We start from the raw sequence: 21,931 nt of genomic DNA, 5'->3' as shown, positions 1-21,931 counted from the left end.
TACCAGAGTCAGACTATTTCGTTTTACTTCAGACAGGCCAGACGAATCGTGACCAAAAAGCGTGATCGTGGCAGAAGTTTTGCGCTTCCCGCATCGCTTATACGCCGTGAGGTCTGTGTTAAACTGCAGACCATTACGTGGAAGCAGGAATGTAGAATGGCAACAATGCTGGATGTCTCACTGCGTGCGGGCGTGTCGAAGGCCACGGTATCGCGCGTGCTGAACGGTACAGGTCAGGTTAAAGAGAGTACGCGTCAGCAGGTGTTTGCTGCGATGGAAGAGCTGGGCTATCGCCCGAACTTTCTCGCGCGTTCACTGGCTAACCAGACCAGCAACAGCATTGGTCTGGTCGTCTCCACCTTCGACGGTTTTTACTTTGGCCGCCTTCTCCAGCAGGCGTCGCGACAGACCGAAACCCACGGGAAACAGCTGATCGTCACCGATGGCCACGACGCGCCGGAACAGGAAGAACAGGCGGTGCAGATGCTGGCCGATCGCCAGTGCGATGCCATCGTGCTTTACACGCGCTACATGAGCGAAAAAGCGATCATCAAACTGATGGACACCGTGAAAACGCCGCTGGTAGTCATTAACCGTGAAGTGAGCCAGGCGCCGGATCGCTGTGTGTTCTTCGAACAGCAGGATGCCGCGTTTAAGGCTGTGGATTACCTGATCAGCCAGGGCCATCGGGAGATCGCCTGTATCACCGTCCCGATCCATACCCCAACCGGGAAAGCGAGGCTGATGGGCTATCGCAAGGCGCTGGAAAAGCACGGCATCCGTCTGGACGAGCGTCGGATAAAGTACGGCGATGCGGGAATGACGCGGGGATACGAGCTGTGCAAAGAGTTGATTGCCGACAGTGTGCCGTTTAGCGCCCTGTTTGCCTGTAACGACGATATGGCGCTGGGTGCGTCTAAAGCGTTACACCAGGCGGGGCTTAAAATCCCGCAGGATATTTCACTGTTCGGCTTTGACGATGCCCCAAGCGCGAAATGGCTGGAGCCTGCGCTCTCATCGGTTTATCTGCCCATCGACAATATGATTGTTACGGCCATCGATCAGGCGATCCGGCTGGCAAAAAACCAGCCGGTCGATGCCATCCCGCCGTTTACCGGTACGCTGGTTTTACGCGATTCGGTCACAACGGGGCCGTACTTTCATCAGACGAGTTCTAAAGCCAGCAGTTCCTGAATGGTCTGGCGACGACGGATCAGCCGTGCTTTGCCATTATCAAACAGCACTTCCGGCAGCAGCGGACGGCTGTTGTAGTTAGATGACATAGACGCCCCGTAGGCACCGGTATCATGTAGCACAAGATAATCACCCGGTTTGACCTCAGGCAGCGCGCGGCTCTCCACTTTGCCGCCTTCCTGCTGAGTGAACACGTCCCCCGATTCGCACAGCGGCCCCGCAACGACCGTCTCAACCCGCGGCGCCTGCGTTAAATCGCGGCCGTCGGCAGCCAGCGCGGTAATGTGGTGATAGCTACCGTACATAGACGGACGCATCAGATCGTTAAAGCCTGCGTCAATCAATACGAAGTGGCGAGAGCCCATCTCCTTCACGCTGCGCACCTGCGAAACCAGCACACCGGCTTCCGCCACCAGGAAACGACCCGGCTCAATTTCCAGTTTCACCGCGTGGCCAAGATGCGCGGCAATTTGGTCACGCGCGGCGCTCCACAGACCGTAATAGTGATCGGTATCGATCGCCTCTTCGCCTTCACGATAAGGAATGGAGAGACCACCACCGGCAGAGATCGCCTCCAGATCCTGACCGAAGTCGACAACCTGGCGTACCATCGCGCCGCACACCTGCTCCAGGTGGCCGTAATCGACCCCAGAGCCAATGTGCATATGAATACCCACCAGCTTCAGGCTGTAGCGCTGCAATACCTCCAGCGCGGCAGGCATATCGGCATACCAGATCCCGTGCTTGCTGTTTTCACCGCCGGTATTGGTTTTTTGGCTGTGACCATGACCAAAGCCCGGATTCACGCGCAGCCAGACGCGATGGCCGGGAGAAACCTGACCCAACTGCTCCAGCATATCCACAGAACCGGCATTCACCGGGATCTGCAGTTCGTGAACGCGCGCAAGCGTCGCATCGTCGATCACATCGGCGGTAAAGACGATCGCGTCGCTGTCGGCTTTCGGATCGAATCCGGCCGCCAGCGCGCGCTCGATTTCGCCGAGTGAGACGGAGTCGACCTTCACGCCCTGCTCACGCATCAGGCGCAGAATATGAATATTGGAACAGGCCTTCTGGGCAAAACGCACCACGTCAAACTGATGCAGGGCGGCGATCTTCTCGCGAACGATCTGCGCGTCGTAGACCCACACCGGGCAGCCAAACTCGGCAGGCAGGCGCAGCAGGTTGTCGGCGTTCAAATCGGTATCAGTCTGGTTCAGCGGGCGTGGCATGGTCTTCTCCGGGTAAATGCGTTTTGATGATTACGCCACAGCACAAAGAGAATAAAAAATATCGTTTTATCGCGAGTCTATGCAAAAATGATATGGACAGTTATCTGCTTTCAGGTGCCCTATGCCCGCCGTCAATTTACGCCACATCGAGATTTTTCACGCCGTGATGACCACCGGCAATCTCACCGAAGCTGCACAGATGCTGCATACCTCGCAGCCGACGGTGAGCCGCGAGCTGGCCCGCTTCGAGAAAGTGCTGGGGTTGAAGCTGTTCGAACGCACCCGGGGCAGGCTTCACCCGACGGTGCAGGGGTTACGCCTGTTCGAGGAAGTACAGCGCTCCTGGTACGGACTGGACAGAATCGTGAGTGCCGCGGAAAGCCTGCGCGAGTTTCGCCAGGGCGAGTTGTCGATCGTCTGCCTGCCCGTCTTTTCGCAATCTTTTTTGCCGATGCTGCTTCACCCCTTTCTGGCCCGATACCCGGAGGTCAGTCTCACCATCGTGCCTCAGGAATCTCCCCTGCTTGAAGAGTGGCTTTCGGCTCAGCGCCATGATTTAGGCCTGACCGAAACCCTCTCCACCCCAGCGGGAACGGCGCGCACGGAGTTGCTCTCGTTAGATGAAGTGTGCGTTTTGCCCGCCGGGCATCGGCTTGCCGGTAAGGCGGTGCTCGCACCGGAGGATTTCCATGGGGAAAACTACATTAGCCTGTCGCAGACCGACAGTTATCGACAGCTGCTGGATACCCTGTTTGCCGAGCATCAGGTCAAACGGCGCATGGTGGTGGAAACGCACAGCGCGGCTTCGATTTGCGCAATGGTGCGTGCAGGCGTTGGCGTCGCGGTGGTGAATCCGCTCACGGCGCTGGATTATGCCGGAAGCGGGATCGTCATCCGCCGTTTTAGCGTGTCCGTCCCGTTCACCGTGAGCCTGATCCGCCCGCTGCATCGTCCGGCTTCCGCGCTGGTGGACGCTTTCACCGAACACTTAATGGAGCACGCGCGTCAGGTGGCGCTTCGCTTACCTGACCTGCAAACCCCATTATGACAGCATAAACGCCACGGCATCCGCGGCATGGATGGCGGTGGTATCAAATACCGGGACGGGGCTTCGCTTGACGGGTACCAGCAAACCGATCTCGGTGCAGCCAAATATCACCCCTTCGGCCCCCTGCTGCGCGAGTTTATCGATAACGCTGACGTAATACGCGCGGGAAGATTCGCTGAAGGTACCGAGGCAAAGCTCGTCAAAGATAATCTGGTTGATGCGCGCCCGATCTTCTTCATCAGGGGTCAGGCTTTCGATCCCAAATTCACTGTGCAAACGTCCGCGATAAAAATCCTGTTCCATGGTGTAGCGTGTCCCCAACAGCGCTACGCGGCGCATTCCGGATGCCGCAATCGCACGCCCGGTCGCGTCCGCAATATGCAGAAACGGCAGCGAGCAGCGGTCCTCAATATGCGACGCCACTTTGTGCATGGTATTGGTACAAAGCACTATACCCTGGGCGCCGGCGCGCTCCAGTCCCAGCGCCGCCTGGGCCAGGATCTCCCCGGCTTTATCCCACTCACCGCTCGACTGGCAGGCTTCGATTTCATGGAAATCAACGCTGTGCAGCAGCAGGCTTGCGGAGTGCAGACCACCCTGACGCTGCTTTACCCCTTCGTTAATCAGGCGATAATAAGGGATTGTCGATTCCCAGCTCATTCCCCCTAACAGGCCGATCGTTTTCATCATCCCTCCTTATCTTTGGTCTCTTTTTTTAACACAACCGATGCACATAAAAAAAGGCGCTTTATTCAGCGCCTTTTTAAACTGCAGATTTTATTTCGCCACCGGCTCTGGCGGCGAAGTACGGGTGAGCATCGCCTCGCGCAGTAAAACGCTACCGCAGGCAAACAGGCCCCCCAGAAGCGCTGCAAGAACGACAATCAGAGCCTTGCCCGGGCCATCTTTTTTCACCGGCATGGAGGGAGAAAGCTGGTACCTGAATGGCTCAAGTTTGACATCGGCAAAGGAGAGCTTTTTCAACTGCGCGAGATAGTATTCCCGGTTCTGGAACTCTGCATTCAGCTCAGTCACATCCTTCAGGTTTTTTTCAATCTGCAGCTTTTGCGCGATACCGTCAGCACCGAGCGCAACGGAGTAATCCGGGTCATCTTTAATCGCCTGCCCGTTGCTATAAACCGGCTTCTTTATGCCTGCGGCATTTGCCACTTCCAGCGAATAATTCAGTCGCTGCAGGTTGGTATTGTGAATTTTGGTCAGACGGACACGATCCAGTTCCAGCTGCTGCTCAACGACGTTCGTTTTCAGGGCGATCTGGTTGCGGATATTCTGCACCGTCTCTTTTTCAACAATAGCCGCGATATAATCGATGTACCCCGCCAAGACGGCTTGCGCATCGTCCGCTGTCGGCGCAGAGAAGCTCAATGTCCATGAGACAAAAGGCGCTTTATCCGCGTCTTTTCCCTGAGCGTCATTAACCGCTTTCATTCTGTCTGAAATGTTAACTATCGCCCGATGCAGCTCAAGTGGATCCACCTCGGCATCTTTAAGTTGTGACATCACGTAAGGAGAGGATTTCAGGTACTCTTCGAGCAATGACTGCGACTGAAACTTTTTAATAAACAGGTCAAAGACTTCCGGACGGGTAATCTTCGCATCCACGTCAAGCACCTGCAACGCTACCATCATCTGGCGCAGCGGGTTCCACTGCGACGATTCTGCCTGAGTGATCACCGCTTTACTGGTCCACTTCTGCGGCAGTAAAAATGAAATGGCCAGCCCTACCAGTGCAAAAGCAAAGATAATGGCGACGATACGTTTTTTCGCTGCCAGAAGGACCTCAAAGAGTCCCAGAAGATCTATCTCTTTTGCGTTTACAACCGGGGCGGCATAACGGGGAAAGTCGAGGTCCGTGCTTTTTTTTAAATCCATTTCTGACATAGTGATTCTTCTTTTTCCGGATGCAACGCATCTTTTCACAATTGATAGCGGTGGCCCGATAATACAACAACATGAGAAAAATCCTAATACCAGTTCCCTCTCTCTGTCTACTCCCTACCAGAGTTAGTAGCGAGCTTAATCACATTATTATTGTGATTAAGCTACCTTTCCCTTTCCACTTACGGCATGTATTCAAACCTTCGGACGGGCAAAAAAAATTACACGCCGATGTTCCGCAGTTTCTCCCCGGCCATCAGCTTGCGCTCGATGTGTTCCAGCGTCACGCCTTTGGTCTCCGGGATCAGCCAGAACGTGACGCCAATAAACGCCACATTCAGCACCGTATAGAGCCAGAACGTTCCCGCTGCGCCAATTGCATCCAGCAGCGTCAGGAATGTCGCGCCGATGATCATGTTCGACACCCAGTTAGTGGTCGTGGAACAGGTGATGCCAAAGTCACGGCATTTGAGCGGCTGAATTTCGGAACACAGGATCCACACCACGGGCGCGGCGCTCATCGCGTATCCTGCGATACACATCATGGTCATACCGACAGAAAGCCAGGAAAGTCCGCTTGAGGCCGTGCCGTTATCAAACTGCATCAGGCAGTAGCCGAGGATCAGCGTGCCGATCGCCATCACGCTGAAGCCAATTTTCAGCGCTGGTTTACGACCGGCTTTGTCCACGGTGAATACCGCAATAAAGGTGGCGAACATGAAGGTCAGCCCGACCACCAGGGTCGCGATCATCTGCTGTTCCGTGGTGGTGAACCCGGCCATTTTGAAAATGCGCGGCGCGTAGTACATGATGATGTTCATGCCGGTGAACTGCTGCATCGCCTGCAACAGCATGCCGAGGAAGACCGCGCGGCGCACGTTGCGGTTGATCTTAAATAGCGCCCAGCCGCCCTGCTTCAGCTTCAGGCTTTCGCGGATCTCGTTCAGCTCTTCGCGCGCTTTTTCCGAGGTATCGCGCAGCATGCGCAGGACCTCTTCTGCCTCCACGTGGCGCCCTTTTTGCGCCAGCCAGCGCGGACTGTTTGGCAGGAAAACCACCAGGACGATCAGCACCAGCGCCGGTAAGGCCAGCACGCCCAGCATCGCGCGCCAGTTGCCGCTGTAGCTGAAGTAGGTGTCGGACAGGAACGCCAGCACAATACCCAGCGTGACCATCAGTTGATACATGCTGATCATCTTCCCGCGCACGTTCTCACTCGCCATTTCAGAGAGATAAAGCGGCGCGGTGTAGGAGGCAATCCCCACCGCCACCCCCAGCAGCACGCGGGAGAGCAGCAGGACTTCAACGTTAACGGCAAACGCCGAGCCAATGGAGCCGGCAACGAACAGAATCGCCCCGACCATCAGACTGTATTTGCGCCCCAGACGAAACGAAAGCCAGCCGTTGAACAACGCGCCAATGGCCGCGCCGAGCATCATGCTGCTCACCACCCACTCCTGCAGACGGTTACTGAGGGTAAAGTGATCGGTAATAAACGGTAATGCGCCGGCAATGACGCCGATATCCAGTCCAAATAACAGGCCCGCCACGGCGGCTGCAATGGAGACAAACTGGTTCATGCGGCGAGTATCACGCAGCGCAGCGGGCATTAGGGTAGAGTCATTGATAGATGTCATATTTTTCCTGCCTCAACAGCAAAATTCGTTAACTGAAATTACGAGATAGTGAAGAAAAGTGTCAGGCGGGAATTCGTGAAGATATGGATTATTTCGCTATGGCATCACGATCTGTGATGGACATTACAATTTCAACTAATGCTGAAATAGCACCGTTTTTTATTAATCATCTAATATTTAAGCAATAAAACTGTGATGCGCGTCATTTATGAATTTTCAGTATGGATTTTTCATCTTATGCCATATGGATAATGGCAATTTTTAGCCAAAAAAAACCTCCACCCGAGGGCAGAGGTTCGTCATGCAGGCGGAATTAACGCGCCAGCCAGCCGCCGTCTACAGCCACGGTGTAACCGTTGATGTAATCCGATGCGGGGGATGCCAGGAAGACAATCGGCCCCATCAGATCGCTCGGCAGGCCCCAACGTCCCGCAGGGATACGCTCCAGGATCGCCGCGCTGCGCTCTTCGTCCGCACGAAGCTGCTGCGTGTTGTTGGTCGCCATGTAGCCCGGCGCAATCGCATTCACATTGATATTATGTTTCGCCCATTCGTTTGCCAGCAGTCGGGTCACGCCCATCACGGCGCTTTTGGACGCGGTGTAAGACGGCACGCGGATGCCGCCCTGGAACGAGAGCATAGAGGCAATATTAACGATCTTGCCGCCTTTCCCCTGCGCAATAAAGTGCTTCGCCGCCGCCTGGGACATAAAAAACACGCTCTTGATGTTCAAATCCATCACGTCGTCCCAGTCGAGCTCGCTGAAGTTGATCGCATCTTCGCGGCGAATCAGCCCGGCGTTGTTCACCAGAATGTCGATATGACCGAATTCAGCCACCGCGCGGTCCAGCAGTTCAGGAATGACATCGATTTTACGCAGGTCAGCGGTCAGGCTCAGGAAACGGCGGCCCAGGGCCGTCACGCGTTCGATGGTTTCAGTCGGTTCAACGATATTAATTCCGACGATATCGCAGCCCGCTTCCGCAAGGCCTAGCGCCATCCCCTGACCCAGCCCGGTGTCACACCCGGAAACCACAGCCACTTTCCCCTGCAGAGAGAATGCATCCAGAATCATGTTTATTCCTTACTCTTTCAGAGCCTGTCACTCACAGGCAGGTTTATGCTTCACTGCCCGCGACTAGCGCAGATCGCTGACCGCAACATGGTCCATATCATCAAAGACCTGGTTTTCACCCACCATTCCCCAGATAAAGGTGTAGGCTTTCGTCCCTACGCCGGAGTGAATAGACCAGCTCGGTGAAATCACCGCCTGCTCGTTGTGCATCACGATATGGCGCGTTTCCTGCGGTTGTCCCATCATGTGGAACACGCAGGCGTCCTCATCCATATTGAAGTAGAAGTAGACTTCCATGCGGCGCTCGTGGGTATGACACGGCATGGTGTTCCACAGGTTGCCTGGCGCCAGCTCGGTCAATCCCATGCTGAGCTGGCAGGTCTCCAGCACGTCCGGCACGAAGTATTTGTTGATGGTGCGGCGGTTGCTGGTGAGGTTGTCGCCCGGGGTCACGGGGGCGACGTCTGCCGTAGTCACTTTTTTGGTTGGGTAGGTGGAGTGAGCCGGCGCGCAGTTGTAGTAAAACTTCGCAGGCTTGCTGCCGTCGATGCTGGTAAAGACCACGTCTTTCGCCCCTTTACCCACGTACAGCGCCTCACGATGGCCAATCTCATAGCACTGTCCGTCTACGGTGATGGTGCCAGGCCCGCCGATGTTAATCACCCCCAGCTCGCGACGCTCGAGGAAGTAGCTCACGCCCAGCTGTTTACCGACCTCACCGCCCACGGAGACGCTTTTCGTGACGGGCATAATCCCGCCCACAATAATGCGGTCGATATGGCTGTAAACCATGGTGTACCTGTCGGCCTCGAATATCTGCTCGACTAAAAATGCATTGCGCAGCCCCTGAGTATCCAGCGTTTTGGCGTGCGCACTGTGGATGCTTTCTCTGACGTCCACGGTAACCTCCAGATGTAGTCATGCCCGAAGGCGGAAATAAACGAAACAGCGTTCCGTTTTTCATAATGAACACATACTATCGGCATAAAGCGGGCTTTTCAATTATATTTAAAACAACGTTTCATTTTTATTTTTGTTTATAACGGAAATGATGTTTGGATCACAATTAACCCGCCGGGAGAAAAAGGGCACGAAAAAAAACCTCCCGGAGGAGGTTTTTTCAATGAGGAGAGGTTAGCGTTCGATGGCCAGCGCCACCCCTTGCCCGCCGCCTATACAGAGTGTGGCAATCCCTTTCCGGGCATTGCGCTTTTTCATTTCGTGGACCAGCGAAACCAGGATCCGGCAGCCGGACGCACCGATAGGATGACCCAGCGCGATCGCTCCACCGTTAACGTTGACCCGCAGGGGATCCCACTCCAGCATTTTTCCGACGGAGATCGCCTGTGCAGCATAGGCTTCGTTCACTTCGATCAGATCCACATCCGAAAGCTGCCACCCCGCGCGCTCCAGACAGCGGCGGGTAGCGTAGACCGGTGCGATCCCCATTAACGCAGGATCAACCCCCACGCTGGCGAATGCCTTAATGCGGGCCAACACGGGGAGATCGAGTTCAAGGGCTTTGCTTTCGCTCATCATCATGACGGCGGCAGCGCCGTCGTTAATGGAAGAAGCATTTCCCGCCGTTACCGAGCCCTGCATTTCAAAAGCAGGATTCAGCCTCGCCAGGCCTTCAGCACTGGCGTCAGTGCGCGGCTGTTCATCGGTATCCACGAGGATAAGCTCGCCGCTCTGACGCTGCGTGCTGACCGGGACAATTTCGTCGCGAAAACGACCGGAATCAATCGCCGCACGCGCTTTTTGCTGCGAGCTTAGCGCATAGGCATCCTGCACCTCACGGCTGATGCCGTACTCGCGCGCCAGGTTTTCCGCAGTCACGCCCATATGATAGTCATTGAACGCATCCCACAACCCGTCATGCACCAGGCTGTCGAGCAGCTGACTGTTGCCCAGCTGTGCGCCGGTACGGCTGTCGGTCAACACGTGCGGCGCGCGGCTCATATTCTCCTGCCCGCCCGCAATGATCACATCCGCTTCACCACACTGAATGGCTTGCGTAGCGAGATGCAGCGCTTTTAATCCTGATCCACAGACGTCGTTAATGGTGATGGCGGAGACGGTATTGGGCAGCCCGCCCTTCAGAGCTGCCTGACGCGCAGGATTTTGCCCGGCACCGGCCGTGAGGACCTGTCCCAGGATCACCTCATCAACTTCATGTGCTGCGATCCCGCTACGTTCCACCAGCGCTTTTACCACCACGCTCCCCAGGTCAACCGCTGAGTGACGCGCAAGCGCTCCCTGAAAACAGCCGATAGCTGTACGCAACGCGCCCACTATTACGACATCTTTCATCACGACCTCTGTGTTAAATGACATGACGATAGTAGAGGATTGTTACTGGCAATTATCTTAATTGTTTAAAAATAGTGAGTTTAATCACAAGGATCAGCGCGCATCCTGCAGATACTGTCGCAGCCAGCTTCCGGCAACGCCGGGAGGGGATCGTTTATTCCACAATAGATCGATGCCGATCTCCCGAGGCCAGCCGGGAACATTGAGCTGTACCAGGGATTTCGCGGCGGCAAATTCATCCACCAGCGCACACGGCAACACGCACCAGCCAAATCCCTGTACCGCCATACTCAAGAGTAACAGGTAATTCGGTGCTGACCAGACGGGCCCGCGCGCGATCTCAGCCTCGCGCTCAAGATAGGTGCTCAGCCGCAGCTCTCGCCAGCCGTGCAGCTCGTCACGCTGAACGTCATGTTGTCCGGCCAGCGGATGCGTGATCGCGACATAGATCGCCATGCGGGTCTGCATCGGCAGGCGGGTAACGCCGATATCCGTAGGGTAACTGTCTCGCGCTTCCGTCAGGCCAATCTGGGCTCGCTCCTTTTGCAGCAGATCGATCACGTCCTCTTCCTCACCAATCAGACATTCGAATTCCGTATGGGGAAAACGCGCATCAAACTGTTTCATCATATCTTCCAGCACGTCCGGGTTGAGGGTATCGGAAAGGACAAACGTCAGACGCGCCTCCGTTTGCGCCGTTAACGACACCGCCAGCTCATCCAGCCGCGTGCTGGCGGCCAGGATGGCCTGCACGTAGCCCAGCACCTGTTCTCCCTGGACCGTTAACACCGGCTGGCGCGCCGAGCGGTCAAACAGCTCGAAACCCAGATCGGCTTCAAGATTGGCAATGGACGTGCTGATGGTCGACTGGCTTTTACGCAGCCGTCGTGCGGCAGCAGAAAAAGAGCCCGCCGCAACGGTCTCGACAAATGCATTAAGGGCTTCGGGTGAATAGCGCATAACCTATCTACTTTAGCGATGGATACTATCTTTAATATATCAGCTTTAGCGATGAAAATAGGCTGCATCAACGCCCATACCGGCGAATTAATGAGGTCTATGACTATGCAACATCAGGATGCACTCCAACGTAAACTGCCGGAGCGGATCTTTCACGCTGTCTGTTTCGAAGGGATCGCGACGGCTATCCTCGCCCCCACGGCGGCGTGGCTTATGCAGCGTTCCGTGGTTGAAATGGGTGGGTTGACCATTATTCTGGCCACCACCGCCATGGTCTGGAACATCATTTATAACTTCGGCTTCGACCGTTTCTGGCCTGTTCAGTGCGTCAAACGTACGGCAAAAGTGCGTGCGCTGCATGCGCTGGGGTTCGAATGTGGGTTTATTGTGATTGGCGTGTCGATTGTCGCCGCCGTGCTGGGTGTCACCCTGCTTCAGGCATTCACGCTGGAAATAGGTTTCTTCCTGTTCTTCCTGCCGTACACCATGTTCTACAACTGGGCATACGATTGCCTTCGCGAGAAATTTCTTAAGCGTCGCCAGCAACGGCGCGCCCTGGCAGGCTAAACCGCCTCTGGCCGGACGCCCGTTCCGGCCAAACTCCTTCGAAGCAACTGCGCTCTCCGTGCATAACTATGGTAAATTGCACTCCATTCCGATGGTTTGATAGTTGATACGTTGCTCTAATGTCGAAAATTTGGTCAAAAGATGAGACTCTCTGGAGTTTCGCTCTCTATGGCACGGCCGTGGGCGCAGGAACGCTGTTCTTGCCCATTCAGCTGGGCTCCGCAGGCGCTATTGTCCTGTTTATTACCGCCCTCGTGGCCTACCCCTTAACCTACTGGCCGCACAGGGCGCTGGCGCAATTTATCCTGTCGTCGAAAACAAAAGGCAATGAAGGGATCACCGGCGCTGTCTCGCACTACTACGGCAGGAAAATTGGCAATCTGATCACCACGCTCTATTTCATCGCCTTCTTTGTGGTGGTGCAGATTTATGCAGTGGCCATCACCAACTCGCTCACAGAGCAACTGGCGAAACACCTGACGGTGGATACCGCCGTTCGCGTCCTGGTCAGCCTGGGGGTGGTGCTGGTCCTGAATCTGATCTTCCTGATGGGACGCCATATCACGATAAAAGTGATGGGCTTCCTGGTGTTTCCGCTGATTGCCTATTTCCTGTTTGTCTCGCTCTATCTGACCGGAAGCTGGCAACCCTCGTTGCTGACCAGCCAGATGGCCGTCGATCGTCATACCCTGCATCAGGTATGGATTTCGATTCCGGTGATGGTGTTTGCTTTCAGCCATACCCCGATTATCTCAACGTTTGCCGTTGATCGCCGCGAGAAATTTGCCGACGGCGCCATGGATAAATGCAAGAAAATCATGAAGGTGGCGTACCTGATCATCTGCCTGAGCGTGCTGTTCTTTGTCTTCAGCTGCCTGCTCTCCATTCCGCCGTCGTATATTGTGGCCGCCAAAGAGCAAGGGGTAACGATCCTGTCCGCGCTGTCGATGATGCCTTCTTCACCGGCGTGGCTGGGCATTTCCGGGATTATCGTGGCAATAATTGCGATGTCGAAATCGTTCCTCGGCACCTATTTTGGGGTGATTGAAGGGGCGACGGAGATCGTGAAGTCGTCGCTCAATCAGGTGGGCGTGAAAAAGAGCCGCGCCTTTAACCGCGCGATTTCCATTATGGGGGTGTCGTTAATCACCTTTGCCGTTTGCTGCATTAACCCGAACGCCATTTCGATGATTTACGCCATCAGCGGCCCGCTTATCGCCATGATCCTGTTTATCATGCCGACGCTGTCGACGTATCTGATCCCTTCGCTGAAACAGTACCGTTCCATTGGCAACCTGCTGACGCTGATCGTCGGCGTGCTGTGCGTGTCGGTGATGTTTGTCGGCTAAACGTGCTTGTGCCCGGCGTGCTGCCGGGTACAACTTTCTGGATCTAGTTCGCATCTTGCCCTTCCAAAACCCCTACAATAATTGACTATATATTACCTTTAGGGTAATTTTCACCCCATATATGACTACAAATTGTAGCCATCAGACACACTATCTAAGGGGGTTAATATGACAAAAGCATATGACGAGTTTGACGGTTTTTAAGCTGAACTAACCTCTATGAGGCGGGGATTTTAGCCCCGCCTTTTTCATGGATGAAAGAAATGACATTAGACTCAAATACCCTTCAACTCATCAGCAACGTTCTTGTTTTTATCGGCATAGTGGTTGCCGTTGGCACTATCATCTACAACGTCCAAACGGCGAAGAAAACACAGACTGCAAATTTTCTCTTTGAAAGCCGACAGGATCGCCAGTACATAGAATCTTTGCATGTTCTAAAAAAGGTACATCGCTCGGGTAAATCATTTCGCTCTTATGTATTTCCGCCAGAGGGACACATCATCACCGATGATGAGATGGAAGAACGCCGAAAATTTCAATACATACTCAATTTCTATGAACGCGTTGCAGTCAGCATCCGTGAAGGCATCTACAACGAACGAATGATCAAACGAACATCTTTCACAACCGTGATTGAAACGTATGACATCGCCGAGCCGTTAATCAAAGCCATCAGGGAGCACATCAATTCAGACACCACTTATCAAGAGTTTGAGTGGCTGGTAAAACGCTGGAAAGCCAGTCCGTTAAAGAAGAATAAATAGAAAGCTGCCTGCAATGGCAGCTTTCAAAGAGTTCCTGATGAACGGAACCTTCTCACCATAGAAAATCACGCCCGAATATCGTCATATTCCCGCGTTTTATCAAACTCGTGTTTAGCAAACGGACACAGCGGAATAATTTTACGGTTCTCACCGCGCATCTTCTCCACCACCTTCGCCACCAGCTGTTTGCCAACGCCCTGCCCCTTCAGGCTCTCATCCACATCGGTGTGCTCAATAATGCTCAGGTGCTCGCCGGTCGGTACGAAGACAATCTCCGCGACCTGATTGCCGCTCGCATCGTTCACGTAAAACTTGTTATGGCCTTCCAGAATTTCCATGGTTCCTCGCTTATTTTTGGCGATACTTCAGCGCACCGCTCGGGCAGGTATCAATCACGCGTACAACCGTTTCAACGTCCACTTCATCGGGAATAATCCACGGCTTACGTTTCAGATTAAACAGCTTTGCGCTCCCACGCACGCAGTTACCTGAGTGTTTGCAGATCCCGGTATTGAAATAAACGTCAATTTTCTCGCCGGTATAGGCCCGGTAGCCCGCATCCAGTAATTCTTTGTCCATGACATTGCCTCTGTAATTATTATCGTGCTGAATGAAGCATAGCCTTACGGGATCCTGATGGCTATAACGCTGAAAACGAAAAGCCAGGTCACAACTCTTTTCTCGCCAGATTGCGTCCGCTATTGGCACATGTCAGGCTCCGCAAATGTCACTTTTACATAACTTCCGCAGGTTGAATGAAACGCAGACTCTCTTTTCAGGTAAAGCTGTTTTTAGCGCTGGTGTGCTTCTCCTGCCTGCTGTTAGTTCTGCTGGGAACGATTCTGTTTCATTTCATTGACCGACAGCTTCATCACGATCTCGGCCAGCGCGCCCGGGTTCAGGCCAGCCAGATCGCGCTGATGCCGGGTCTGGCGACTATGGTTGCGGCCAGAGACATCCCCGGCATCGCCCGATTAATTCAGCCGCTGCGCGCCGAAAGCGATGCCAGCTACATTGTGATTGGCGATACCGAGGAACAGCACCTTTATCATTCGGAATCCCCGGAGCGTATTAATTTACCGATGATCGGCGGGGATAATGCGGAGGTGTTAAAGGGTAAAACCATTATTTCCGTGCGTCAGGGCGGGATTGGCGTGTCGCTACGCAGCAAAGCCCCCATCTTCAACGCGCAGCATCAGGTGATTGGCATTGTCTCGGTCGGCTATCTGACCTCGTATATTGCCAACATTAATGCCCGCATTCTCTGGCAATCGGGGTTGTACGGCGCAGCGCTTCTGCTGCTGCTGTTTATTTTCTCCTGGCTGTTTACCCGCAATCTCAAAAAACAGATGTTCCGGCTGGAACCTAAAGATATCGCTCAGCTGGTTTTGCAGCAACGAGCGCTATTAGAAGCCATGTACGAAGGGGTATTTGCCGTCAATGGAGAGAAGCAGCTGATTTTAATTAACCGCGCGGCACGAGAAATGCTGGATATTCGGCAAAGTGAGAAAGACCTTATCGGCAAACCGCTGGAAGACATTCTGCAGACGTCGCCTGGGTTTTTATCCCAGCGCTACGCCTCAGTGAGCGCTGGCCGCCACGACCAGATTGCGGTGCTGAACCAGCACGAGGTGATCGTCAACCGCGTCGCGATTGAGGTCGAGCCGGGCGTTGAAAGCGGCTGGGTGTACAGCTTTCGCGACAAAAATGACATTAACACGCTCAGCAGCCAGCTCAGTCAGATCAAACGTTATGCGGATAACCTGCGCATTATGCGCCACGAACAGCTGAACTGGACCGCCACTCTGGTCGGGTTGCTGCAGATGAAACACTATGACGAGGCGATCCGTTACATCCAGGTGCAGTCAGAAGGCGCGCAGCGCGTGCTGGATTTTGTCTCAGCCCATTTTGTCTCTCCGGCGCTGTGCGGGCTGCTGCTCGGAAAATACGTCAGCGCGCGCGAAAAAGGCATCGAGCTTCAGTTTGACCCCGCCTGCCAGCTCACCCGCATGCCTGCCGCGCTGAGTGAAACGGAGCTGATGTCCATTATTGGTAATCTGCTGGATAACGCCGTGGAGGCGACCCTCAACGCACCGGTCCCCGCGCCGGTAGAACTCTACATTTCTGATCGTAACCAGGAGCTACTGATCGAGGTGGCCGACCGGGGCTGCGGGGTGGACGATGCGATGAAGCCGCATATTTTCCGCCAGGGGTTCAGCAGCAAACCGGACAGCGAAAACGACATTGTGGGTACCGAGCACGGTATTGGCCTGTTTCTGGTGGCAGGATATATCGACAAGGCCGGCGGCAGTATTGAGATTGCCGACAACACGCCGCAGGGCACTATTTTTTCTGTGTTTATTCCGAATGGGCAACAGCATGACCCGACCACTTGACGTTGTGATAGTTGAAGATGAGCCGCACCTGGCAGAGCTGCATCGCGAGTATATTGAGCAGAATTTTCATTTGCGCGTGGTGGGCATTGCCGCGTCGATTGAGCAGGCATGCAGCCTGATTCGTCAGCATCAGCCGCGGCTTATCCTGCTGGATAACTATCTTCCTGACGGTAAAGGCGTGGAGTTAATCGATAACCCACTGCTGAAAAGCTACGAATGCTCGGTGATCTTCATCACCGCCGCCAGCGATATGCAGACCTGCAGCCACGCCATGCGCAGCGGCGCGTTTGACTACCTGATTAAGCCCGTCTTTTTCCAGCGCCTGCACGCCTCGCTGGAGCGGTTTATGCGCTTCATCCACACCGTGCAGCAGGTGAAGGTGGTCGACCAGCATGCGCTGGATCGCCTGTTTAATCTGCCTGCCGCGGAAGCCTCCATTACGCCGTCGACGAAGGGCATTGAACCCCAAACGCTGGAACGGATTAAACGCCTGTTCGCCGATCGTCCTGATAATGCGATGTCGGTTGAAGAGGTGGTGGAAAACGTGGGGATCAGCAAAACCACGGGGCGTCGCTACCTTGAATACTGCGTGGAGAGCGGGTTAATCAACGTCGAAATGCTGTATGGCAATATTGGTCATCCGCGAAGGTTATACCGCAAAGCTGCCGATAAACCGTAATCCGAAACCGTTCACAGGCTAACGTTCGCGGATTTTATGGTGTTAATTGCTGAAACGACGGTAACAATCACACTTCGGAATCATTACCCGCTCCCCCCTATTGTGGGTGGAGCCCGATACGCTATGTTGACAATTAGTTCCTCAAATGTAACTAAAAGGTTAACTATAATGTCGAACATATTCCGAATTTCTCTGCTTACCGCTACTGTACTGTTCTCTGCTTCTGCACTGTCTGCCCTGCCGCAGGGGTATCCTGCTGAGTATCAAAAAGTTGTCGATGCCGCAACGAAAGAGGGCAAGGTTGTTATTTACTCCACCACCGACATAAAAGCCGCCGGGCCGCTGATCCAGGGCTTCGAAAAAACCTACCCTGGCATCAAAGTTGAATACAACGATATGAACAGCACCGAGCTGTACAACCGTTTCATCAGCGAACAGGCCTCCGGTGGCGTGAGCGGCGACGTGGTCTGGAGCTCCTCTATGGACACCGGGCTGAAGCTCGCCACCGACTACGCCATGGAGTATAAGTCTCCGGAGCAAAGCCAGCTGCCGAAATGGGCGATCTGGAAAGATAAGGCTTACGGCACCACCTATGAGCCAGTGGTCTTTATCTACAACAAGCGTCTGATCCCGGCCGCCGACGTGCCGGATTCTCACGCCGCGCTGGCGAAGCTAATTGCCAGCCAGACGGACAAATTCAAGAGCAAAGTCACCACCTATGACATCGAAAAATCGGGTCTGGGCTTTATGCTCTCGGTTCAGGATCACAACGCCGATCCTAATTACTTTAAAACCCTGGCTGACGTCGCCAAAGGTGGCTTATCGGTGCAGTCGTCTACCGGCACCATGATGGAGCGCGTCTCCTCCGGTGAAAACCTGATCGGCTTCAATATCCTCGGTTCCTATGCGGAAGCGCGTGCGAAGAACGATCCGTCGCTGGGCATTTCCTATCCAAAAGATTACACCCTGGTGCTGTCGCGCGTGTCGTTCATCAGCCAGCAGGCGCAAAACAGCAACGCCGCGAAGCTGTGGCTGGACTATGTACTGTCTGAACAAGGGCAAAACATTCTGGCCAATCAGGCAGACATTCCCTCCATTCGTAACGATATCGAAGGTAAGAATGATATCGACGGCCTGACCAAAATCCTCGGCAACGCGCTGAAGCCGATCCCGGTTGATGAAACGCTGCTGGAATACCTGCAGCCGAAAAAACGCCTGGAGTACATCAAAGAGTGGCGTACCGCCGCCGGTAAATAAGCGTCTGAGCGCGGCGCAGGCCGCCGCGCTCCCTTATCGACTGAGTTCGTTTTTCTGGGCTGCAACACCAGGGATACCCCATGAATACATTACGCAGAAAGTGGCAAAGCCTGCCGCGAGGCATCGTCGTGCTGATAACCGCCCTGGTTATCTACACGCCGCTGTCGTTTATCGTGATACAGAGCTTCCTGTCCGCCCCGTTCTTTTCGCCGTCAAAAGAGTGGAGCTTTGAATCATTTGAATTTATTTTCACCGACCCTGATTTTTATAAGGCCCTGAAAAGCGGCTTTATTCTTGCTTTCGGGCTGGTCTTTATCTCCATTCCGCTGGGCGGCGTGCTGGCGTTTCTGATGGTGCGTACCGACCTGCCCGGTCGCCGGTTGATTGAGCCGCTGATCCTGGTCCCGATTTTCGTTTCACCGATGGTACTGGGCTTCGGCTACGTGGTGGCCGCCGGTCCGGTGGGCTTTCTCTCCCAGTGGGCGGAGGCGCTGATTGGCTTTGTGCCGTGGAATATCTACGACATGTCGAGCATTGTGGTCATCGCCGGCCTGACGCACGTCCCGCACGCCTATCTGTATATCTCGTCTGCGCTGCGCAGCGTGGGCTCCGATGTGGAAGAAGCCGCGCGCACCGCGGGCGCGTCGCCCTGGCAGGTGATGACCTCCGTCAGCCTGCCGATGGTGCGCCCGTCCATTCTGTACGCCACCGTGCTGCTGTTCTTCCTGGGGCTGGAAGTGTTTGGCCTGATGCTGGTGCTCGGCGACCCGGAAGGCAACATGGTGCTGGCGACCTATCTCTACAAGCTGACGAACAAGATGGGCACCCCATCCTATAACCTGATGGCGGCGGTTGCCGTGGTGCTGATCTGCATCACCATCCCGCTGGTGATGCTCCAGCGTCGCCTGATGCGCACCGCCAACCGCTTCGTCACCATGAAGGGGAAAGCCTCTCAGGCCCGCGCGCTACCGCTGGGTAAATGGCGCTGGGTGGCTGGCGCGGTGATTGCCTTCTGGCTCACCGTCACCATCGGCGTTCCGCTACTCGGCGTGGTATTGCGCGCGTTTATCTCCAACTGGGGCGTGGGCGTTTCACTGTGGGACGAGCTTTCTCTGAACACCTTCCGCACCATCTGGGCGCAGCCCAACCTGCTGCGTGCCATCGTCAATTCCATGGCGATTGGCGTCATTGGCGGCGCGCTGGCCGTGGTGTGCTACCTGTTTGTCGGCATTGCCATGCACCGTAAGCCGGATAACACCACGCGTTTCCTTGACTACAGCGTGCTGGTGCCGCGCGCCGTGCCTGGCCTGCTGGCGGGTCTGGCGTTCCTGTGGGTGTTCCTGTTCCTGCCGATGTGGCTGGATAACTCGCTGAAATCCGGCTGGCTTTCCGGGTTCGCCTGGACCGACTGGATGCGCGAAAACGTCATCGTCTGGCTGCGTTCACTGCGCAGCACCATTTTCAGCGTCTGGCTGGCCTATACCGTGGTGTGGATGGCTTACGGGCTGAGGCTCATCTCTTCCACGCTGCTGCAGGTGGGGCCGGAGCTTGAAGAGGCGGCGCGCAGCACCGGGGCGACACGCGGGCAGATCACCCGCCACGTCACCATTCCGCTCTCCCGCTACGGTCTTATCGGTTCGTGGCTGCTGATGTTCCTGATCTTTGAACGCGAATACTCAACGGGTGTGTACCTGCTTTCACCGGGCACGGAAACCATCGGCTCGATGCTAGTTTCCCTCTGGGCCGCGGGTGCCATCGATATCGTGGCGGCGCTCTCTTTCATTAACATCCTGCTGGTCGTGGTAGGTCTGGGCATTGCCCTTCGTTTCGGAGTGAAAATACATGATTGAATTAGCGGTTGACGATCTGCACTTAACCTACGGCGACAATCCTGTTTTAAAAGGTGTCTCCATGAACCTGAAGCGCGGCGAAGTGGTCTCCCTGTTAGGCCCCTCCGGCAGCGGTAAAACCACCCTGCTGCGTGCCGTTGCGGGTCTGGAAAAACCGACGCAGGGGTCGATTGTCATTGGCAACAATAAAGTTTATGACGGTACGCCGCGCAGTGAGATCCCGGCGGAAGAGCGTAACCTGGGGCTGGTGTTCCAGTCCTATGCCCTGTGGCCGCACAAAACCGTGTTTGAGAACGTGGCCTATCCGCTCAAGCTGCGTAAAGTTCCGGCCAAAGAGATCCAGCAGCGCGTGCAGGCCGTGCTGGACCAGCTTGGTCTGGGCCATCTTGGTAAACGTCACCCGCACCAGCTCTCCGGTGGGCAACAGCAGCGCGTGGCGATTGGCCGTGCACTGGTATACAACCCGCCGGTGATTTTGCTGGACGAGCCGCTTTCAAACCTCGACGCCAAGCTGCGCGAAGAGGCCCGCGTGTTCCTGCGCGAGCTGATTATCAAGCTCGGGCTATCGGCACTGATGGTGACGCACGACCAGAACGAAGCGATGTCCATTTCTGACCGCATCCTGCTGCTCAACAACGGCAAAATTGAACAGCAGGGCACGCCGCAGGAGATGTACGGCTCGCCGAAAACGCTGTTTACCGCCGAGTTTATGGGCAGCAACAACCGCCTGCACGGCAAGGTCACCGAAGTGCGCGACGGCAAAGCGCGTATCGAAGGAAAAGGCTGGGTGCTGTGGGGCCAGGCCGGCGAAGGGGTGCAGAGCGGTGAAGAAGCCACGGCGGTGATCCGCGTCGAGCGCGTGGCGGTGGTCGAGGGGCCAGGGGAAAATCAGCTTGAGCTGCCGCTGCTCACCAGCATGTATCTCGGCGACCGCTGGGAATACCTGTTCCGCACGGTGGGGGATGATTTTGTGATCCGCGCGTATGGGCATGAGGTTCGGGATCCGCAGCACTGCCATCTTTCGCTGCCGGAGAAGCATGTTTGGGTGTTCCCGAAAGGGTGAAAGTGAGAAGAAAAGGCTGCGGGATGCGGCCTTTTTTGTTGGTGCATGATGTGTTTATTTGGTCAGAAACGACCATCTCATTTTAGTTGCTACATTGTGTAGTTCATGCAAGAACCATTATGTTAAATAGACCAGAAAACGAACAGTAAAATGCTCTGTTGGGGCAAGTTTATCCTGTGACGATGCTCTACGGCGTAGCGCGGTGAAATACGACGCTGTGTGTGGCAACCCTGTGATATTAAGGGAAGAAAATAACTTTTTGGATCACCTTATACTTTTCAGCTTGGCACATTTCCAACATTCTCATAATGATGTAATGTGCCATCATTGCTCATTTCTCTAGCTGAATTAGACATGACAAAAAAACGAACACCAATATCACCGGACTTGTCAGCACAAATCCTATTCGCATCTGATAGAACATGTTGTGTCTGTAACATCAGGGGTAAAAGGGTACAAATTCATCATATCGATGAAGACCCAAGCAACAATGCCTTCGAGAATCTAAGTGTGCTCTGTTTCGATTGCCATGACGAAACACAAATAAGGGGAGGTTTTGGGAAACATTTGAATCGCCATGGGTTTAACAGACACCTCAGAGTCATTTAAGATGGCTTAAAGAGAGGTGCCCATGAGCGGTAAGCG

At 54.7% G+C, this 21,931-nt stretch carries 20 protein-coding genes; 10 read left to right on the top strand and 10 right to left on the bottom strand.

From position 1 onward, the window contains the following. Positions 1–156: 156 nt before the first annotated feature. Entirely contained in the window at positions 157–1,194 is a 1,038-nt protein-coding gene (locus FU672_RS22335) for a LacI family DNA-binding transcriptional regulator (protein WP_148244863.1), read from the top strand. Here the strand turns inward: FU672_RS22335 and lysA are convergent. Continuing rightward, the gene (lysA, locus tag FU672_RS22330; RefSeq protein ID WP_148244862.1) at positions 1,164–2,426 is read right to left on the bottom strand and encodes a diaminopimelate decarboxylase; all 1,263 of its coding nucleotides are present in this window, start codon (positions 2,424–2,426) and stop codon (positions 1,164–1,166) included. The genes FU672_RS22335 and lysA overlap by 31 nt on opposite strands. A gap of 121 nt (positions 2,427–2,547) precedes the next feature. On the opposite strand from lysA, the gene FU672_RS22325 reads away from it, so the two are divergent. Continuing rightward, complete coding sequence (locus FU672_RS22325) at positions 2,548–3,474, top strand: LysR family transcriptional regulator (RefSeq protein ID WP_148244861.1); 927 nt, start codon at positions 2,548–2,550, stop codon at positions 3,472–3,474. Here FU672_RS22325 and FU672_RS22320 read toward each other — a convergent pair. The 7 genes from FU672_RS22320 to FU672_RS22290 form a co-directional block, all read right to left on the bottom strand. Further along, the gene (locus FU672_RS22320; protein ID WP_148244879.1) at positions 3,469–4,161 is read right to left on the bottom strand and encodes an aspartate/glutamate racemase; all 693 of its coding nucleotides are present in this window, start codon (positions 4,159–4,161) and stop codon (positions 3,469–3,471) included. The two genes, FU672_RS22325 and FU672_RS22320, sit on opposite strands and share 6 nt — an antisense overlap. Positions 4,162–4,251: 90 nt before the next feature. After that, on the bottom strand, positions 4,252–5,376 hold the full coding sequence (wzz(fepE), locus tag FU672_RS22315) for an LPS O-antigen length regulator Wzz(fepE) (RefSeq protein WP_148244860.1): 1,125 nt from the start codon (positions 5,374–5,376) through the stop codon (positions 4,252–4,254). A 218-nt stretch (positions 5,377–5,594) separates the two neighbouring features. Further along, entirely contained in the window at positions 5,595–7,010 is a 1,416-nt protein-coding gene (gene araE, locus FU672_RS22310; protein ID WP_148244859.1) for an arabinose-proton symporter AraE, read from the bottom strand. 313 nt (positions 7,011–7,323) lie between these two features. Beyond that, positions 7,324–8,085 carry a 2-dehydro-3-deoxy-D-gluconate 5-dehydrogenase KduD gene (gene kduD, locus FU672_RS22305; RefSeq protein ID WP_148244858.1) on the bottom strand — a complete coding sequence of 254 codons (762 nt, stop codon included), beginning with the start codon at positions 8,083–8,085 and terminating at the stop codon, positions 7,324–7,326. A 63-nt stretch (positions 8,086–8,148) separates the two neighbouring features. Continuing rightward, positions 8,149–8,985 carry a 5-dehydro-4-deoxy-D-glucuronate isomerase gene (kduI, locus tag FU672_RS22300; RefSeq protein WP_148244857.1) on the bottom strand — a complete coding sequence of 279 codons (837 nt, stop codon included), beginning with the start codon at positions 8,983–8,985 and terminating at the stop codon, positions 8,149–8,151. 234 nt (positions 8,986–9,219) lie between these two features. Beyond that, positions 9,220–10,398: an acetyl-CoA C-acetyltransferase gene (locus FU672_RS22295; RefSeq protein ID WP_032660193.1), complete on the bottom strand. Its 1,179-nt coding sequence runs from the start codon at positions 10,396–10,398 to the stop codon at positions 9,220–9,222. A gap of 93 nt (positions 10,399–10,491) precedes the next feature. Beyond that, positions 10,492–11,358, bottom strand: a complete 867-nt coding sequence (locus FU672_RS22290) for a LysR family transcriptional regulator (protein ID WP_148244856.1) — start codon at positions 11,356–11,358, stop codon at positions 10,492–10,494. A gap of 105 nt (positions 11,359–11,463) precedes the next feature. On the opposite strand from FU672_RS22290, the gene FU672_RS22285 reads away from it, so the two are divergent. The 3 genes from FU672_RS22285 to FU672_RS22275 all read left to right on the top strand — a co-directional run bounded on the left by FU672_RS22285 (position 11,464) and on the right by FU672_RS22275 (position 14,041). Then, positions 11,464–11,925, top strand: a complete 462-nt coding sequence (locus FU672_RS22285) for a multidrug/biocide efflux PACE transporter (protein WP_148244878.1) — start codon at positions 11,464–11,466, stop codon at positions 11,923–11,925. Positions 11,926–12,044: 119 nt separating this feature from the next. After that, entirely contained in the window at positions 12,045–13,274 is a 1,230-nt protein-coding gene (locus FU672_RS22280; protein ID WP_033146458.1) for an amino acid permease, read from the top strand. 263 nt (positions 13,275–13,537) lie between these two features. After that, positions 13,538–14,041: a DUF4760 domain-containing protein gene (locus FU672_RS22275; protein WP_148244855.1), complete on the top strand. Its 504-nt coding sequence runs from the start codon at positions 13,538–13,540 to the stop codon at positions 14,039–14,041. Between the two features lie 65 nt (positions 14,042–14,106). On the opposite strand, the gene FU672_RS22270 is transcribed toward FU672_RS22275, so the two are convergent. Together FU672_RS22270 and yjdI are read right to left on the bottom strand one after the other, a co-directional pair. Beyond that, positions 14,107–14,379, bottom strand: coding sequence for a GNAT family N-acetyltransferase (locus FU672_RS22270; RefSeq protein WP_023333289.1), 273 nt, complete (start codon positions 14,377–14,379; stop codon positions 14,107–14,109). A gap of 10 nt (positions 14,380–14,389) precedes the next feature. Then, on the bottom strand, positions 14,390–14,620 hold the full coding sequence (yjdI, locus tag FU672_RS22265) for a 4Fe-4S mono-cluster protein YjdI (protein WP_008499689.1): 231 nt from the start codon (positions 14,618–14,620) through the stop codon (positions 14,390–14,392). 176 nt (positions 14,621–14,796) lie between these two features. Between yjdI and FU672_RS22260 the strand changes: the two genes are divergently transcribed. From FU672_RS22260 to FU672_RS22240, 5 genes are all read left to right on the top strand, one after another. After that, positions 14,797–16,437: an ATP-binding protein gene (locus FU672_RS22260; protein WP_148244854.1), complete on the top strand. Its 1,641-nt coding sequence runs from the start codon at positions 14,797–14,799 to the stop codon at positions 16,435–16,437. Then, complete coding sequence (locus tag FU672_RS22255; protein WP_148244853.1) at positions 16,421–17,116, top strand: response regulator; 696 nt, start codon at positions 16,421–16,423, stop codon at positions 17,114–17,116. The genes FU672_RS22260 and FU672_RS22255 overlap by 17 nt, the downstream gene beginning before the upstream one ends. A gap of 168 nt (positions 17,117–17,284) precedes the next feature. Further along, a complete protein-coding gene (locus tag FU672_RS22250) occupies positions 17,285–18,373 on the top strand; it encodes an ABC transporter substrate-binding protein (RefSeq protein ID WP_148244852.1) in 1,089 nt (362 codons plus the stop codon). Between the two features lie 80 nt (positions 18,374–18,453). After that, positions 18,454–20,223: an ABC transporter permease gene (locus tag FU672_RS22245; RefSeq protein ID WP_032675455.1), complete on the top strand. Its 1,770-nt coding sequence runs from the start codon at positions 18,454–18,456 to the stop codon at positions 20,221–20,223. Continuing rightward, positions 20,216–21,286 carry an ABC transporter ATP-binding protein gene (locus FU672_RS22240; RefSeq protein ID WP_148244851.1) on the top strand — a complete coding sequence of 357 codons (1,071 nt, stop codon included), beginning with the start codon at positions 20,216–20,218 and terminating at the stop codon, positions 21,284–21,286. The genes FU672_RS22245 and FU672_RS22240 overlap by 8 nt, the downstream gene beginning before the upstream one ends. Positions 21,287–21,931 lie beyond the last annotated feature (645 nt).

Origin of the sequence: Enterobacter asburiae (genome assembly GCF_008080435.1) — a bacterium.
GTDB lineage: Bacteria > Pseudomonadota > Gammaproteobacteria > Enterobacterales > Enterobacteriaceae > Enterobacter > Enterobacter asburiae_C.
The sequence above is the reverse complement of the archived record's forward strand: the minus strand, read 5'-3'. Positions and strand labels throughout refer to the sequence as shown.

Excerpts from the sequence above, each read along its gene's own strand:
- FU672_RS22335 (WP_148244863.1), top strand. The coding sequence starts at position 157 with ATGGCAACAATGCTGGATGTCTCACTGCGTGCGGGCGTGTCGAAGGCC.
- lysA (WP_148244862.1), bottom strand. The coding sequence starts at position 2,426 with ATGCCACGCCCGCTGAACCAGACTGATACCGATTTGAACGCCGACAAC.
- FU672_RS22325 (WP_148244861.1), top strand. The coding sequence starts at position 2,548 with ATGCCCGCCGTCAATTTACGCCACATCGAGATTTTTCACGCCGTGATG.
- FU672_RS22320 (WP_148244879.1), bottom strand. The coding sequence starts at position 4,161 with ATGAAAACGATCGGCCTGTTAGGGGGAATGAGCTGGGAATCGACAATC.
- araE (WP_148244859.1), bottom strand. The coding sequence starts at position 7,010 with ATGACATCTATCAATGACTCTACCCTAATGCCCGCTGCGCTGCGTGAT.
- kduD (WP_148244858.1), bottom strand. The coding sequence starts at position 8,085 with ATGATTCTGGATGCATTCTCTCTGCAGGGGAAAGTGGCTGTGGTTTCC.
- FU672_RS22295 (WP_032660193.1), bottom strand. The coding sequence starts at position 10,398 with ATGAAAGATGTCGTAATAGTGGGCGCGTTGCGTACAGCTATCGGCTGT.
- FU672_RS22290 (WP_148244856.1), bottom strand. The coding sequence starts at position 11,358 with ATGCGCTATTCACCCGAAGCCCTTAATGCATTTGTCGAGACCGTTGCG.
- FU672_RS22285 (WP_148244878.1), top strand. The coding sequence starts at position 11,464 with ATGCAACATCAGGATGCACTCCAACGTAAACTGCCGGAGCGGATCTTT.
- FU672_RS22280 (WP_033146458.1), top strand. The coding sequence starts at position 12,045 with ATGTCGAAAATTTGGTCAAAAGATGAGACTCTCTGGAGTTTCGCTCTC.
- FU672_RS22275 (WP_148244855.1), top strand. The coding sequence starts at position 13,538 with ATGACATTAGACTCAAATACCCTTCAACTCATCAGCAACGTTCTTGTT.
- FU672_RS22270 (WP_023333289.1), bottom strand. The coding sequence starts at position 14,379 with ATGGAAATTCTGGAAGGCCATAACAAGTTTTACGTGAACGATGCGAGC.
- yjdI (WP_008499689.1), bottom strand. The coding sequence starts at position 14,620 with ATGGACAAAGAATTACTGGATGCGGGCTACCGGGCCTATACCGGCGAG.
- FU672_RS22260 (WP_148244854.1), top strand. The coding sequence starts at position 14,797 with ATGAAACGCAGACTCTCTTTTCAGGTAAAGCTGTTTTTAGCGCTGGTG.
- FU672_RS22255 (WP_148244853.1), top strand. The coding sequence starts at position 16,421 with ATGACCCGACCACTTGACGTTGTGATAGTTGAAGATGAGCCGCACCTG.
- FU672_RS22250 (WP_148244852.1), top strand. The coding sequence starts at position 17,285 with ATGTCGAACATATTCCGAATTTCTCTGCTTACCGCTACTGTACTGTTC.
- FU672_RS22245 (WP_032675455.1), top strand. The coding sequence starts at position 18,454 with ATGAATACATTACGCAGAAAGTGGCAAAGCCTGCCGCGAGGCATCGTC.
- FU672_RS22240 (WP_148244851.1), top strand. The coding sequence starts at position 20,216 with ATGATTGAATTAGCGGTTGACGATCTGCACTTAACCTACGGCGACAAT.